The sequence below is a fragment of the Paenibacillus antri genome, from assembly GCF_005765165.1.
Classification (GTDB): Bacteria; Bacillota; Bacilli; order Paenibacillales; family YIM-B00363; genus Paenibacillus_AE; species Paenibacillus_AE antri.
In genome coordinates this window covers 341,589-355,827 of the sequence record NZ_VCIW01000001.1, presented here as the reverse complement: position 1 = coordinate 355,827, position 14,239 = coordinate 341,589, and the positions used below count along the sequence as shown (strand labels likewise).

Below are 14,239 nucleotides of genomic sequence, written 5' to 3'. Positions count from 1 at the left end.
CACCATCGCGCGGCGCGGAAATAATCGAGCATCGCGTCGACGGCGTCGTCGGCGCGAAGCTGCGTTAACGCCTCGGAGGCTATGCGCGCACGTATCGATCCTTCCTGACCAACGCTTCGCGCAACGCGCCTGCGACGAGAGCGGCTATGGACAGGAACTTACATTGTTACTCCTTAATCGCCCCAAGCACCATGCCCTTGACGAAATACTTCTGCAGGAACGGGTACACGGCCAAGATCGGCAGCGCGCCGATGAAAATTTGCGCCGCCTTCACCGTCTTGTTCGAGATGTTCTCGAGGTCGCGGCTCGTCGAGCCGAGCTGCGACGTATCGATCTGCACGAGGATCGTCTGCAGGAACGTGGACAGCGGATACTTTTCCGCCTTCGTGATATAGATCAATCCGTCGAACCACGAATTCCAATGAAATACCATCGTGAACAGCGATAAGGTCGCGACCGCGGGCAGCGAGATCGGCAGGAAGATGGCGAGCAGGATGCGGAAGTGCCCCGCGCCGTCGATCAGCGCCGCCTCCTCGAGCTCCCGCGGCACGCCCCGGAAGAAGCTCATCATAAGCACCAGCAGCCACACGTTCACCGCCGAAGGCAGGATCAACGCCCACAGCGAGTTCATCAATCCTAGCTTCTGCACGACGATATAGGTCGGGATCAAGCCCCCGTTGAAGAGCAGCGTAATAATGAAAAACCAAGCGTAGAACGATCGCGACCGGAACATGCCTCCCGTCTTGGATAACGGGTACGCCGCCAGGAAAATGACGATCATGCCGAAGACGGTACCGAGCGCCGTGCGTTGGAACGCGATCGACAGCGACTGCAGGAAGTCGGGATTCGCCAACGTCTTCTGGTAAGCGTCGAGCGTGAAGTCGATCGGCAGCAGCCCGACGCGGTTCGCGTTGGCCGGGGCTCTGCCGCTCAACGAGAGCGCGAGCGTATGCCAGAGCGGCAGCATGCATAAGACGGCGACGCCGAGCAGAAGCGCGTGGTTCGCGGCGCTGAAGATGCGGTAAGGCTTCGTTTTGTAATACATAACCCGCCTCCTAGAAGATTCGGTAGTTTGCCGCTTTGTAGGCGATTCGATAGACGAGAACGACCAACGCGAAGCTGACGACGGACTTGAACAGCCCGACGGCCGCCGAGAAGCTCATCTGTCCGTCCAAAATGCCGACGCGATAGACGAAGGTGTCGATGATGTCGCCCTTATCGTATACCATCGGATTATAGAGATTGAAGATTTGGTCGAAGCCGGCGCTGAGGATGTTGCTGAGCTCGAGCGTCGTGCACACGACGATGATCGGGACGAGCGCGGGCAAGGTGATGAACAGCGTCTGCTGCCAGCGATTCGCGCCGTCGACCTCGGCCGCTTCGTACAGATTCGGGTTGACGCCGGCGAGCGCCGCCAAGTAGATGATCGTGCCGAAGCCGAACTCCTTCCAAATATGGCTGACGACGACCGTGAACCGGAACCAATCCCCGTTCCCGAGGAAGAAGATCGGTTGCAGTCCGAACCAATCTTGGACGATCCGGTTGACGAATCCCGATTGCGGAGACAGCAGGTCGACGAGGATGCCGCCTAGAATGACCCAGGACATGAAGTGCGGCAAATACACTAACGTCTGCACCGTCCGCTTGAACGCCATGCGGCCAACCTCGTTGAGGAGAAGCGCGAACGTCACGGGGATTAAAATGATAAAGACGATTTTCAACGAAGCTATGATGAAGGTGTTCCCAATGACTTGCTTGCTGTCGTTCCGCTCGAACATCGTACGGAAGTGCTCGAGCCCGACCCAATCGGAATGAAGGAAGCCGGTCCAAGGCTTGAAGTTCTGGAACGACATCACGACGCCGAACATAGGCAAGTATTGAAAAAGAAAGGCGAGTACGACCGCAGGCAGCAGCATCGCGTGGAACGACCACATGATCTTGGGCAGGCGTCTCCTGCCGGGCGCGACGTCGGTCAATGGCGAGCGTACGATCCGATCCGGGCGTGAATCCATGGGCAAACCTTCCTTTACCGTCGAATTACTTCACATTGTAGCACGATGGAAAGAAGCCCTATATAACCCATCCTTAACCTGCGAATAGTGTTTTATTAACACGGCGTGAAGAAGGGACGAGGATGTTTAGAAATTCTTATCTCGGGGTTAAGAACGAACTATTTCGCCCCTTGGAAAACGAGAGTAGGATGAATCTTGTAGATGTTAACTATGGATTGGGGGAACGGAAATGGCCAGCCGCATTCGCAAAACATTTCTTCTCGCAATGGTCGTATTACTAGTTTCTATTACAATGATCGCTTGTACCGGAGGCTCCTCGAGCCCGGCGGCGACCGACGACCCGCCGCCGGCGAGTGGGACGCCGAAGACGGACGACGCCGGAACGGCCGCGCCGGAGACGGAACCGGCCGGGCTGCCGACGTCCGGAGGCAAATACGATCCGCCGGTGACGATTACGACGGTGAAGCGGCTCGCGGGCGCGGCCGAGTTCAAGAACGGCGAAACGGCGGAGGATAACGTCCACTATCGTTGGGCGAAGGACGCGCTCGGCATCGAAATCAAGAACCTGTGGTCCGTCAAGGACACGAACGGAGCGTACGCGACGAAGCTGAAGCTCGCGCTTTCGTCGAACGAGGAGATGCCCGACGTGCTGTTCGCGAGCGGCGCGGAAGCGCAGATGCTGATCGACTCCGGCAAGTTCATGGAGGTCGGCGAGCTGTTCGATAAGTACGCGGGGGACACGTGGAAGAAAGCGATGAACGAGGATCCGACCGTATGGTACGAGTTCACGCGGGACGGCAAGCGCTACGGCATTCCGAACCTCGACTACGATTATAACAACGATCCGGTGCTGTGGGTTCGCGCCGACTGGATGAGGAAGCTGAACCTCGGCGAGCCGACGAATCTCGACGAATACGAGAAGATGCTGGACGCCTTCGCGAACGGGGATCCGGACGGCGACGGACAGAAGAACACGTTCGGCGTCTCGACGGGCCTGAAGAGCTCGTACGGCGATTCGTTCGGCCTCGGCTGGGTGTTCGGCGCGTACGGCTCGATGCCGAGCTTCTGGCTGAAGCAGGACGACGGCACGATCGCGTACGGCTCGGTTCTCCCTCAGATCAAGCAAGGCTTGCAGAAGCTGAAGGACTGGGTGCAGAAGGGGTACATTCCGCAAGAAGCCGGCATCTGGGACGCGTCGAAGGCGGGCTCGTTCATGTCGGCGGGCAGCGCGGGCACGTTCGCCGGACCGTATTGGTCCGAGGCGTGGCCGATGGGCGACCTGAACAAGAACAATCCCGACGCGGAGCTGACGACGTTCACGCTTCCGGTCGGACCGGACGGCAAGAGCATGCACTACGGACGCCATCCTTACAACGGAGCCCTCTTCATTAACAAAGACATGAAAAATCCGGAAATCTTCTTCACGTACGCGAACTATATGTTCGACAACGTCGCGGATCCGAAGCCCGGCAGCGAGTTCGAGAACGGCTGGGCGAAGGGGTACGACTGGGATATCGTCGACGGCGAGGTCACTTACGATCTGACGAAAATTCCGGGCGGCGGCGTCCGCGTCTTCTTCTACGGCCTGCTCGATCAAGGCCCGCGCATCCCGTCGCAGAACGTACAGGCGCTGGTAAAGATCGCCGCCTCGGGCAAGCCGGAGACGCCGTACGAGAAAATCTGGGGAGGCTTCGTGCCCCCGATCGAGCTGGAGTCGGCGACGGACGTATGGAACTCCAGACAATTTTCCGTCAAGAACGCCTTCACCGGAGGCACGACGCCGACGATGGAGAGCAAGTGGGATTATTTAAGCAAGCTGGAGCTGGAGACGTACAGCAAGATCATTTTCGGCAACGAGCCGGTCGACGCGTTCGACGCGTTCGTCGAAGAATGGTATGCGCAAGGCGGCGAGGAAATCACGAAGGAAGTGAACGACTGGTACCGCAGCGTAGCGCAATAACGGCGCAGGGACAGGATTCATGGCGACACGCGGCCGGAGGCTGTGTTACGGTTACGGTGAAAGAAACCATAACTTAATCGTAAGGACGCGTGATCGCCATGCCGAAGCCAATGCATCGGAAGCTGAACAGCTTCGCGAAGGTCGCCATTCTCATTTTCGGCCTACTGTTCTTGATGATGTCGTTCTTCACGATCTACAACCGCGTCACGGTGCAGGTCATGAAGACCGAGATCGAGACGGCCAATCTGAATAAGCTGGTTTTCTTGAAGGATCAGCTGGAAGAGAAAATCAACCAAATTTCGATCAACGCGATCACGCTCGCGAGCGATCCCGCCATCCGGGAGCTCGAGTTTCTGCAGCAGTCGGGCGACCCGTACGATAAGCAGAAGCTGACGCGCATGATTCTGGATCACATCTCGCTGCAGTCCGGCATAACCGGCTGGTGGACGGAAATCACCGTCTATTCCCGCATGACCCACGACGTCGTCTCGACGTCAAGCGACACGTTCGGCTTCGTGGACGAGGAGCTGATCGACGTCATCCGCAGAGGCTGGCAGTTCCAACGCGGCGAAGCGGGCGAATCGGATAAGTTCGTCTGGTACGCCGTTACGCCGGAGACCGCTTACGACGACCCGGCGTCGGCGCGCCTGATCGTGAAGACGGCGTTCGACGCGTCGTATTTGCAGAACGTGCTGGATCAGTTCAAATCCAACGGCCAGGGCGACCCGCTGCTCTACAGCCCGGAGCTCGGCATGATCGGGAATCGGACGATCGACGGGGACTACGCGGCCGAGGCGCTGCGATATCTCGGCGGAACGGAGCTCGGCGACGGTCGGACGAATTTGTCGGTGCAGCTTTCCGACGAGCGCTATTTGATGAGCTTCCTGCCGATGTACGGCACGGATTGGTACTTGGTCGATTCGATCCCGGTCGACAGCATCTTATCGCCGGTGACGAACGCGCGCAACTTGTTCTACGCGTTCACCTTGGCGCTTCTCGGCTTCGGCAGCTTGGCCTCGTATATCTTGTACCGCCAGCTGCAGGTGCCGATCCGGGAGCTCGTGAAGAACATCCAAGGGATCAAGCGCGGGAACTACGGGTCCCGGATCCAGATGGAAGGCTCGAGCGAATTCTCCTATCTCTTCCAACGATTCAACGAGATGGCGGAGGAGATTCAGACGCTGCTGGAGCGGGTGTACGAGGAGAAAATCCGATCGCGGGAAGCGCTGCTGAAGCAGCTGCAATCGCAGATCAACCCGCATTTCTTGTACAATTGCCTATTTTACATTAAGAATATGGCCCGGCTCGGCGACGAAGAATCCGTCGTGGCGATGTCCTTGAATTTGGGAGAATACTTCCGTTACACGACGCGGCTGGGGAAGCAGACCGCGCAGCTGCGCGAGGAGCTGGACGTCATCGTGAATTACTTGGAAATTCAAAATTTGCGCACGAACCGGATCTCGTACAGGATCGACGTGGACGAATCGCTGAAGGCGATGGAATTTCCGAGGCTCATCCTGCAGCCCGTGGTCGAGAACGCCGTCATTCACGGCATCGAGCCGAAGGACGGTCGGGGGTATATCTCGATCGAAGGCGGCAAGGACGCGTCGGGGTACGCGCTGCGGATCGAGGATAACGGCGTCGGCATGGACGACGATCGGCTGGCGGCGCTGCAGCGGCGGCTGGAGCAGCCGGACAACCAAGACAACGTATCGTTCGGGTTATGGAACGTCAATCAACGACTGAAGCTCATGTTCGGCGAGTCGTCCGGTTTATCGGTGAGCCGGAAGGAAGGCGGCGGAACCGCCGTAACGATCGTCATCCGAGGGAAGGGGGAGGAGAGCGATGTTCCGCATCTTGATCGTTGACGACGAGCCGTCGGTCGTGGACGCGATTTCCCAGACGATGCCGTGGCCGGAGCTCGACGTCGAGGAAGTGTTCACCGCCTATTCCGCGCGGGAAGCGCTGGCCGTCGTCGAAGGGCAGTACGTCGATATCGTGCTGACCGACATTCGCATGCCCGGAATGGACGGCATCGAATTGATGGAAGCGATCCGGAAGCGGTCGGGCCGCGTGCAGTTCATCCTCCTCACCGGGCACGCGGAGTTCGAATACGCCCGGGACGCCCTTCGGCTCCATGCGGCCGATTACCTGCTGAAGCCCGTGCGCGACGAGGCGTTGATCGAATCGATCCGGCGATTGACGACGTCGATGCGGGAGACGTGGCTGGAGGTTTCCTCGCAGCGTTCGTCCATTCAATACGTCCAAGATCATCTGCCGACGCTGCGCTCCGACCTGCTTCGGAACATTCTGGAAGGGCGGCTTGCGCCGGAGGACGTTCGCGAGAAGCTCGGCCTGCTGCAGCTTCCGTTCGAGGACGGCGACGACGCGTATCCGGTCGTCGTCCGGATCGAGCGCCCGCATCAAGGACGCCACGACCGAGCGCTGCTGGAATACGCCGTCATGAACGTCGCGGAGGAAGTGATCGAGCCGCACTGTCAGCTCTGGACATGCAAGGATGTTCACGGGTATCTAGTGATGGTGCTGAAGCCGAGGACGCGCGAGGAAGCGGGCGGCGAGTCCGTATCGCGGCTGCTCAGTCAGTGGCAGCATCTCGTGTCGCATTACGTGAAGATGCATCTGTCCATCGTTTACGGCGCTTGCGAAGCGTTCCCCCGCGATTTGCCGGTCGCCTACGAGGCCGCGGTGCGCACGCTGCGGCGCCGGATCGGCCGCGACGACGGGCTGTTGACGCAAGCGGGGTACGCGGCGGAGGCGGCGACGGTGCCGAGGGCGGCTTCCGTCCTGCAGACGCCGCCTTCGATATCGCATTTATTTTCCGCGGGACTGTGGGAGGAAGCGAAAGAAAAGCTGCTGAGCATCTTTATGGAGGTCGAGTCGCTTCGAGAAGCCGACGAGGCCGTGCATGCGGACGTATTGGCGGAAATCTACCATACGGTGCTCGCCGCTTGCTATCATTACGCGCACGCGAACGGACAGACGGTCGCCCAGGCCTTGAAGTGCGAACATGATTTGAGCTTCTACCAATCTCCCGAACTGATGCAATCCGTGTCGATGCTGAAGCATTGGGCGTTCGAGGCATGCCTTCGGTTGTCGACGTCCAATCAGGAGGAAATCCAGGACGCGCGGGCGACGTTGATCGGGCAAATCCAAGAATATATTCACGTTCATCTCGCGGAAGACGTCTCTCTGCAAGCGCTTGCGGCTCACGTCGATATGCATCCGGTGTACCTGTCGAAGGTGTATAAGCTCGTGACCGGAGAAGGGCTGAAGGAATACTTGTCCAGGATTCGCTTGGAGCGAGCCGTGAAGCTGCTGAAAAGCTCCGACCTCAAGATCTACGAGATCGCGGGGCAGATCGGGTATTTCAATACGGCGTATTTCATCAAGGTGTTTAAGAAAGCGTTCGGCGTTACTCCACAGGAGTATCGGGACCGATAAATTACTAATTTTACGAAAATGGCGGAGGTTACGCAGGATGACGCACATTACGATCTATGCCGATCAAGCGACCGGCGCTTCGTTCAAGGCGATTCACGGCGTCAATAACGGGCCCGTCACGTACGGCTCGCTCGTCGACGTTACCGATTATTACGTCTCGATGGGCGTTCCGCTCGTCCGGCTGCACGACCCGAACTGGCCGCATCCCCGGGAGGTCGACATTCACATCGTCTTCCCGGATTTCGATAAGGATCCGGCCGATCCGGCCAGCTATAACTTCGCGCAGACGGACGAGTATGTGCGCACCGTCGCCGCGACGGGCGCAAGCATCGTGTTCCGCCTCGGCGAGAGTATCGAACATACGGAGACGAAGTATTTCGTGCATCCGCCGAAAGACTACGAGAAGTGGGCGGACGTCTGTATCGGCATTATTAAGCACTACAACCAAGGCTGGGCGAACGGATTCCGGTACGGGATCGAATATTGGGAAATTTGGAACGAACCCGATTACAGCGTACGGATGTGGTCGGGGACGCACGAGCAATATTACCGGCTTTACGAAGTCGCGGCCGCCAAGATCAAGCGGTTCGACCCGTCGCTGAAGGTCGGAGGTCCGGCCGCGGCGGGGCCGACGCGGGAATTCGTGCCGGAGTTTCTTGCGTACGTGCGGAATGCGGGGGCGCCGCTCGACTTCTTCTCGTGGCATACGTACACCGCCGATCCGAACGCGATCGTCCGCCATGCGCTGCACGTCCGCGAATTGCTCGATCGGAACGGCTTCGCCCGGACGGAAAGCCACTTCAACGAATGGAATTATTTCGTCGCGGATTTCCGCACGATCTGGAACAAGGGCAACGAGTATGTCCGCAAGGACGCGTTCGACCGGCAGAAGTCGGAAGAGGGCGCTTCGTTCGCGGCGCTCGTCCTGTCGCTGCTGCAAGATTTGCCCGTCGATCGCGCGAACTATTACGACGGACAGCCGACGGCGCTGTTTTGCGGCTTGTTCGATTATCACGGCGTGCCGCAGAAGACGTATTACGCGTTCGAAGCGTTCGAACGGCTGCGCCGCCACGAAGAGCGCCTGGCGTGCTCTGCGCCGAAGGAAGCCGAGGGGCTCGCTTGCTTAGCCGGGAGAACGCCCGCCGGCGACGTCGCGGCGCTGATCAGCCATTTCCACTCGGAAGCTCGAGAACTGACGATCGCGCTGACCGGCCTTCCGGCGGCGGGCTCCTCCGGGCCGGCGCGTTACGAGGTTCTCGCGATCGACGCGGAGCGGACGTTCGAGCGGATCGCGGAGGGAGAGGCTTCTTCCGCGTTGGAGCTGAAGCTGACCGCCCCGAAGCACTCGGTCTTGTATGTGAGCGTCACCCGGTGAAGCGGCCTCGCGTCTTAGTCGGCGCCGTCATTCAAGAGAGCAATACGTTCAGCCCGGCGAAGAGCGGTATGGACGATTTCCGGCGGCATCGGCTGCTGTTCGGCGACGAGCTGCTGACCTCGACGACGCGGAACGAGCTTAGCGGCTTCGTCCGCGTTGCGTCGGCCGCCGGCGTCGAGCTCGCGCCGACGCTGTCCGCGAACGCAATCTCTTCGGGGGTGTTCGCCCGGGAGGCGTTCGCGGAATTGAAGGCGCTGCTGCGCAGCAGGCTCGAGCTCGCCGTCGGGTCGTCGGGCCCGGGCTGCGACGCGGCGTATTTCGCGCTGCACGGGGCGATGGTCGCGGAGGGCTGCGACGACGTCGAAGGGGAGCTGATCGAGCTCATTCGCGGCGTCATCGGCGACGTTCCCTTCGTCGTCTCGCTCGACCTGCACGCGAACGTAACGGCGCGGATGGCGGCCGGCGTCGATGCGCTGGTCGGCTTCCGCACCTATCCGCATGTCGACTTCGAGGAGACGGGGGAGCGCTCCGCCGAGCTGCTGCTGCGCATGCTGCGGAGCGGCCGCCGGACGAAGACGCGCCTTCGGAAGCTGCCGATGATCGTACCGGCGGAAAACAGCCAGAGCGATTCCGGGCCGTTCTTCGACCTTTGGGAGGAAGCCCGTTCCGGCGAGGCGCTCGGGGAGTCGCTGATCACTTCTTTATTCCCCGTTCAGCCTTGGCTCGATATCGCGGAGATGGGCTGCGCCGTCGTGACGGTCGGCGAGGACGAAGCGCGGGCGGAGCGGGAAGCGGATCGGCTGGCCGAGCTGTTCTGGCGCAAGCGCCATGAATTCCAGGCCGAGCTTCATCCGATCGACAAGATGGTGACGTCGGCGCTCGCGACGACGGGCGGCGGCGGTCCGATCGTCGTGTCCGATTCGGCGGACAGCCCGGGCGCCGGTTCGACGGGCGACAGCAACGTCGTGCTGCGGGAGCTGCTGCGCCAAGGCGCGCAGGAACGGCTGACGTGCTTGCTGACGATCGTGGACGCGCCGGCCGTCGCGAAGGCGATCGCCGCCGGCGTCGGATCGCGGCTCGAGCTGGATGTCGGATACTCGATGTGCAAAGAGGACGGGGAGCCGCTGCGCATCGTCGGCACGGTCCGATCGATCGGGAACGGCGACTTCCGGCTGCTGGGCGGTTACGCCAAGGGCACGATCGCGCGGATGGGGCGATGCGTCGTCTTCGACATCGGCCGAATCTCGCTTCTGATTACGGAGCGGGCGACCTTCTCCGGCGACCCAAGCATGTATCGAAGCGTCGGTCTCGAGCCGGCTTCGGCGGATCTTGTGCTCGTGAAATCGGCCAATCAATTCCGCGCCGACTACACCTCGATCGCAAAAAGCATCTACATTCTGGATACGCCGGGACGGAGTCCCGCGAATTTGCATCGGCTCTCCTTCCGTAAGCTGACCCGGCCCTGTTTCCCGTTCGACGACGACTTTGATTGGAGGAATCCCGGATGAAGGCGTACACCACCTCGAAGAGGCTATTCGAGCGATCCGGCGCGGCGCTGGCCGGCGGCGTGTCCAGCTCGCTTCGCGCGGCGATGCGTCCCGTGCCGCTGTTCGCGGCGTCGGGACGCGGGGCCGTCGTCACAGACGCGGACGGCAACCGGTATATCGACTATTTGTTGGCCTACGGGCCCTTGATCCTAGGTCACGCGCATCCTGAGCTGACGGAGCGCATTCATGCGGCGATGACGAACGGGTATACGTTCGGACTCCAGCACGAGGGAGAGATCGAGCTCGCCGCCCGGTTGACCGAGGCGCTCCCGTGCGCGGAGCAGGTCGCGTTCAGCGGCTCCGGCACGGAGGCCGTCATGCTGGCGCTGCGCATCGCGCGCTCGCACACGGGCCGGACGAAGATCGTGCGCTTCCACGGACATTATCACGGCTGGTCCGACGCAATCTTCACGGCGTTCCCGAGCGCGGACATGAAGGGCGGCGCCGCGTCGGACGCCGGCGGCAAAACGATGCCCGGCACCGGCGGGCAAAGCGAGCTCGCGCTGCAGGACGTCATCCTCCTGCCTTGGAACGACGCCGTCGCGCTGGAAGAGACGCTTCGCGCGCGCGGCCATGAGGTCGCCGCCGTCATCACCGAGCCGGTCATGTGCAACTCGGGCTGCATTCGTCCGCGCGACGGCTACCTCGAGCGCATGCGAGAACTGACGAGGGAGCTCGGTATCGTACTCATTTTCGATGAAGTCATTACCGGGTTTCGCTTCGGACTCGGCGGCGCGCACGAGCGATTCGGCATCGCGCCGGATCTGATGACGATGGGGAAGGCGCTGGCCGGCGGCATCGCCCTGAGCGCGGTCGCCGGCTCCCGGGAGCTGATGCGCGTCGTCTCGAGCGGGAAAGTCAGCCATCTTGGGACGCTGAACGGCAATTGCGTGGCGACGGCCGCAGCGATCGCTACGTTGGACATCCTTGGTCGGAACGGCGGAGAGGCGTTCGTCCGAATGGAGGCGACGGCGGCTCGGCTGGCGCAGGGGCTTCGCGAGCGAATCGCGGCGAACGGCTTCCGCGGCGTCGTGAATCAAGAGGGGCCCGTGTTCCACATGATGTTTATCGACCGGGACGCAGTGGAGGATTTCGCGGCGTTCTCCGAACGCGATGGAGCGCTATATTCCGACTTCGCGGAGCGGATGCTCGAGGAAGGCGTGCTCGTTCGGACGAACGGGCTTTGGTACGTATCCACGGAGCATACGGAGGCGCATGCGGAAGCGACGCTGCAGGCGGCGGATCGGGCGCTGGCGCGGTTGGCCGCGGAACGGCGGACGGAAGGAGGCGAGCGGCGTGGTTGAAGATTCCGAACGCGCGAGTCAGAAGGTGCGCAAGATCAGCTTCGAGGGCGACGCGCTGCGTATGTCCATGGATTGGACCGTCGACGACCTCGATCGGATTCAGGTGCTCGTCGAGAGCACGCACGGGGACAGTCATCCGAGCTCGTACCACCTGAACGAGCTGATCGGCGAGATGGAGAAGGGCGTCTATCAATACGGCGGCAAGCCCGCCGTCTACACGACGACCGACATCTGCGACGGCATCGCGCAGGCGCATAACGGCATGCATTATTCGCTGCCCTCTCGCGACTTGATCGCCTCGATGGTGGAAATCCATGCGCTCAGCACGCCGTTCGACGCGATGACGCTCACGTCCGCGGGAGACAAGGCGGTGCCCGCGCATCTGATGGCGATCGCCCGGCTGAACATTCCCGCGATTCACGTGCCGGGCGGCGCGATGGGGGCGGGTCCGTGCATGCGCTCCAACGAGGAGCTGTGGCATATGAGCGTCGAGGTCGAACGCAATCAGATGACGAAGGAGGAGTTCCTCGCCTTCCAGCGCGCGTGCTGCCCGACCTGCGGGGCATGCCAATACATGGGCACCGCCGCGACGATGCAGGTGATGTCCGAGGCGCTCGGCCTCGCGCTGCCGTGGTCGGCGCTCATTCCGGCGACGAACGCGGAACTTCGCCGGGCGGCCCGAGCCTCCGGACAGCAGGTCATGCGGCTCGCGAAGGCCGGCATCCTGCCGGAGCACATCCTGACGGAGGCCGCCTTCGAAAACGCGATCATGGTCCACTCCGCGGTCGGCGGCTCGCTCAACGCAGTCATGCATCTGATCGCGATCGCCAGAGAGATCGGCATAACGCTGACCCCCGAGCGATTCGACGACATCCACCGGCGCATCCCCGTGCTGGTCGATACGAAGACGGCGGGGCATTACCCGACGGAGCTGTTCTGGTACGCGGGCGGCGTGCCGTTCGTCATGGACGAAATCCGGGATTTTCTGCATCTCGACGTCATGACCGTAACCGGCAAGACGCTGGGCGAAAACTTGGAAGAGATGCGAGGCGCGGAGATGCGCAATTACGCCGAGATGTTCCTCGCCAACTATAAGCTGAACCGAAGGAACGTCATTTATCCGCTCTCGAAGCCGCTGAAGAAGGAAGGCTCCTTGGCCGTGCTATACGGCAATCTGGCGCCCGAAGGAGCGCTGATCAAGAAGTTCGCCGTCGCGGCGGAGATGCAGGTTCACACCGGACCGGCGCGCGTCTTCGACAGCGAGCGGGAGGCGGTGGATGCCTACGTCGCTAAGGTCATCCAACCGGGCGACGTGGTGGTCATCCGTTATCAAGGGCCGAAGGCGGTCGGGATGCCGGAGATGTTCTTCATGTCCGAGCTGATCGCGTCGGATCCGGTGTTGTCGCACACGACGTCGCTCGTGACGGACGGTCGATTCTCAGGCGCCACGCGCGGGCCTTGCGTCGGCTACCTCGGGCCGGAAGCGACGGACGGCGGCCCGATCGCGTTCGTGCGGGACGGGGACGTCGTCCGCGTCGATATTCCGGGTCGCCGGATCGACGTCGTCGGCATCGAAGGCGAGGAGCGCGCTCCGCAGGAGATCGACGAAGCGTTCGCCGGACGGAGAGCCTCGTGGTCACCGCCGACGTTCCGCCACAAGGGCGTGCTCGGACTGTATACGCGTTCCGCGAACCCGGCGCTGCAAGGCGGGTCTTGCGCACAAGGAGGGGGCATCGGCCGATGACGAAATTACAAGGCAAGGTCGCGCTTATTACGGGGTCGTCCCGTTCGATCGGCGCGGCGGTAGTGAAGCGGTATGCTGCCGAGGGCGCGAAGGTAGTCGTTAACTACCGCTCCCATCCGGAATTGGCGGAGCGCGTCGTCGAAGACGTTCGGTCGGCGGGCGGCGAGGCGATCGCGATCGGAGCGGACGTCTCGAAGGAAGACGATGTGACGCGGATGGTCGAGCAGGCGGCAGCGCGCTACGGCGGCATCGACATCCTCGTCAACAACGCGGCGATGGATCCGAGGAAGACGTGGCATGAGATTACAGTGGAGGATTGGGACTACATCATGGGCGTGAACGTGCGGTCCCAATTTCTGTGCGCCAAGGCCGTATTTCCTTATATGGAGCGGCAACGTTACGGCAAGATTATCAACGTCTCTTCCGTGACGTTCTTCACCGGACAGAAGCAGTTCCTGCATTACGTCACCTCGAAGGGCGCCATCGTCGGCTTCACCCGCGCGCTGGCTCGCGAAGTGGGTCAGCATAACATCACAGTGAACTGCATCACGCCGGGAGCCGTATTGACGGAGACGGAGTACGAGAAGGTGAGCGAGCAGACGATTCGCGAGAGCGGGGAATATTTGGCGAAGGCGCAATGCTTCGCTAGGCGAGAGAGCGCAGCGGACGTCGAAGGCGCGTTCGTCTTCCTCGCCTCCTCCGACAGCGACTTCATCACGGGGCAGACGCTCAACGTCGACGGCGGTTGGATGATGCATTAGACGAGAATGTATTTCTATTGTTTGTTCCCGTGCCTTTTCGTTTATACTAGATTCATGGTTTGGGAAAAGGGTTG

Annotated in this window: 10 protein-coding genes; 8 read left to right on the top strand and 2 right to left on the bottom strand. The window is 61.3% G+C overall.

The window, feature by feature from the left end; all coding sequences use genetic code 11:
• Positions 1–166 precede the first annotated feature (166 nt).
• Together FE782_RS01385 and FE782_RS01380 are read right to left on the bottom strand one after the other, a co-directional pair.
• Positions 167–1,045, bottom strand: coding sequence for a carbohydrate ABC transporter permease (locus FE782_RS01385; protein ID WP_138191740.1), 879 nt, complete (start codon positions 1,043–1,045; stop codon positions 167–169).
• A gap of 10 nt (positions 1,046–1,055) precedes the next feature.
• Positions 1,056–2,012 (bottom strand): ABC transporter permease, encoded by a 957-nt coding sequence (locus FE782_RS01380; RefSeq protein ID WP_138191738.1) that lies wholly within the window; start codon positions 2,010–2,012, stop codon positions 1,056–1,058.
• A gap of 229 nt (positions 2,013–2,241) precedes the next feature.
• On the opposite strand from FE782_RS01380, the gene FE782_RS01375 reads away from it, so the two are divergent.
• The 8 genes from FE782_RS01375 (at position 2,242) to FE782_RS01340 (ending at position 14,165) form a co-directional block, all read left to right on the top strand.
• Positions 2,242–3,972 carry an extracellular solute-binding protein gene (locus tag FE782_RS01375; protein ID WP_138191736.1) on the top strand — a complete coding sequence of 577 codons (1,731 nt, stop codon included), beginning with the start codon at positions 2,242–2,244 and terminating at the stop codon, positions 3,970–3,972.
• A 98-nt stretch (positions 3,973–4,070) separates the two neighbouring features.
• A complete protein-coding gene (locus tag FE782_RS01370; protein ID WP_138191734.1) occupies positions 4,071–5,840 on the top strand; it encodes a sensor histidine kinase in 1,770 nt (589 codons plus the stop codon).
• A complete protein-coding gene (locus tag FE782_RS01365; protein WP_138191732.1) occupies positions 5,818–7,434 on the top strand; it encodes a response regulator in 1,617 nt (538 codons plus the stop codon). Before FE782_RS01370 ends, FE782_RS01365 begins: the two co-directional genes overlap by 23 nt.
• 37 nt (positions 7,435–7,471) lie before the next feature.
• Positions 7,472–8,809 carry a GH39 family glycosyl hydrolase gene (locus tag FE782_RS01360; RefSeq protein WP_138191730.1) on the top strand — a complete coding sequence of 446 codons (1,338 nt, stop codon included), beginning with the start codon at positions 7,472–7,474 and terminating at the stop codon, positions 8,807–8,809.
• Positions 8,806–10,317 (top strand): M81 family metallopeptidase, encoded by a 1,512-nt coding sequence (locus tag FE782_RS01355; protein ID WP_158299200.1) that lies wholly within the window; start codon positions 8,806–8,808, stop codon positions 10,315–10,317. The genes FE782_RS01360 and FE782_RS01355 overlap by 4 nt, the downstream gene beginning before the upstream one ends.
• A complete protein-coding gene (locus tag FE782_RS01350; protein WP_138191726.1) occupies positions 10,314–11,660 on the top strand; it encodes an aspartate aminotransferase family protein in 1,347 nt (448 codons plus the stop codon). Before FE782_RS01355 ends, FE782_RS01350 begins: the two co-directional genes overlap by 4 nt.
• Positions 11,653–13,404, top strand: coding sequence for a dihydroxy-acid dehydratase (gene ilvD, locus FE782_RS01345; protein ID WP_202914460.1), 1,752 nt, complete (start codon positions 11,653–11,655; stop codon positions 13,402–13,404). Before FE782_RS01350 ends, ilvD begins: the two co-directional genes overlap by 8 nt.
• Positions 13,401–14,165, top strand: coding sequence for an SDR family NAD(P)-dependent oxidoreductase (locus tag FE782_RS01340; RefSeq protein WP_138191722.1), 765 nt, complete (start codon positions 13,401–13,403; stop codon positions 14,163–14,165). Before ilvD ends, FE782_RS01340 begins: the two co-directional genes overlap by 4 nt.
• Positions 14,166–14,239: the final 74 nt, after the last annotated feature.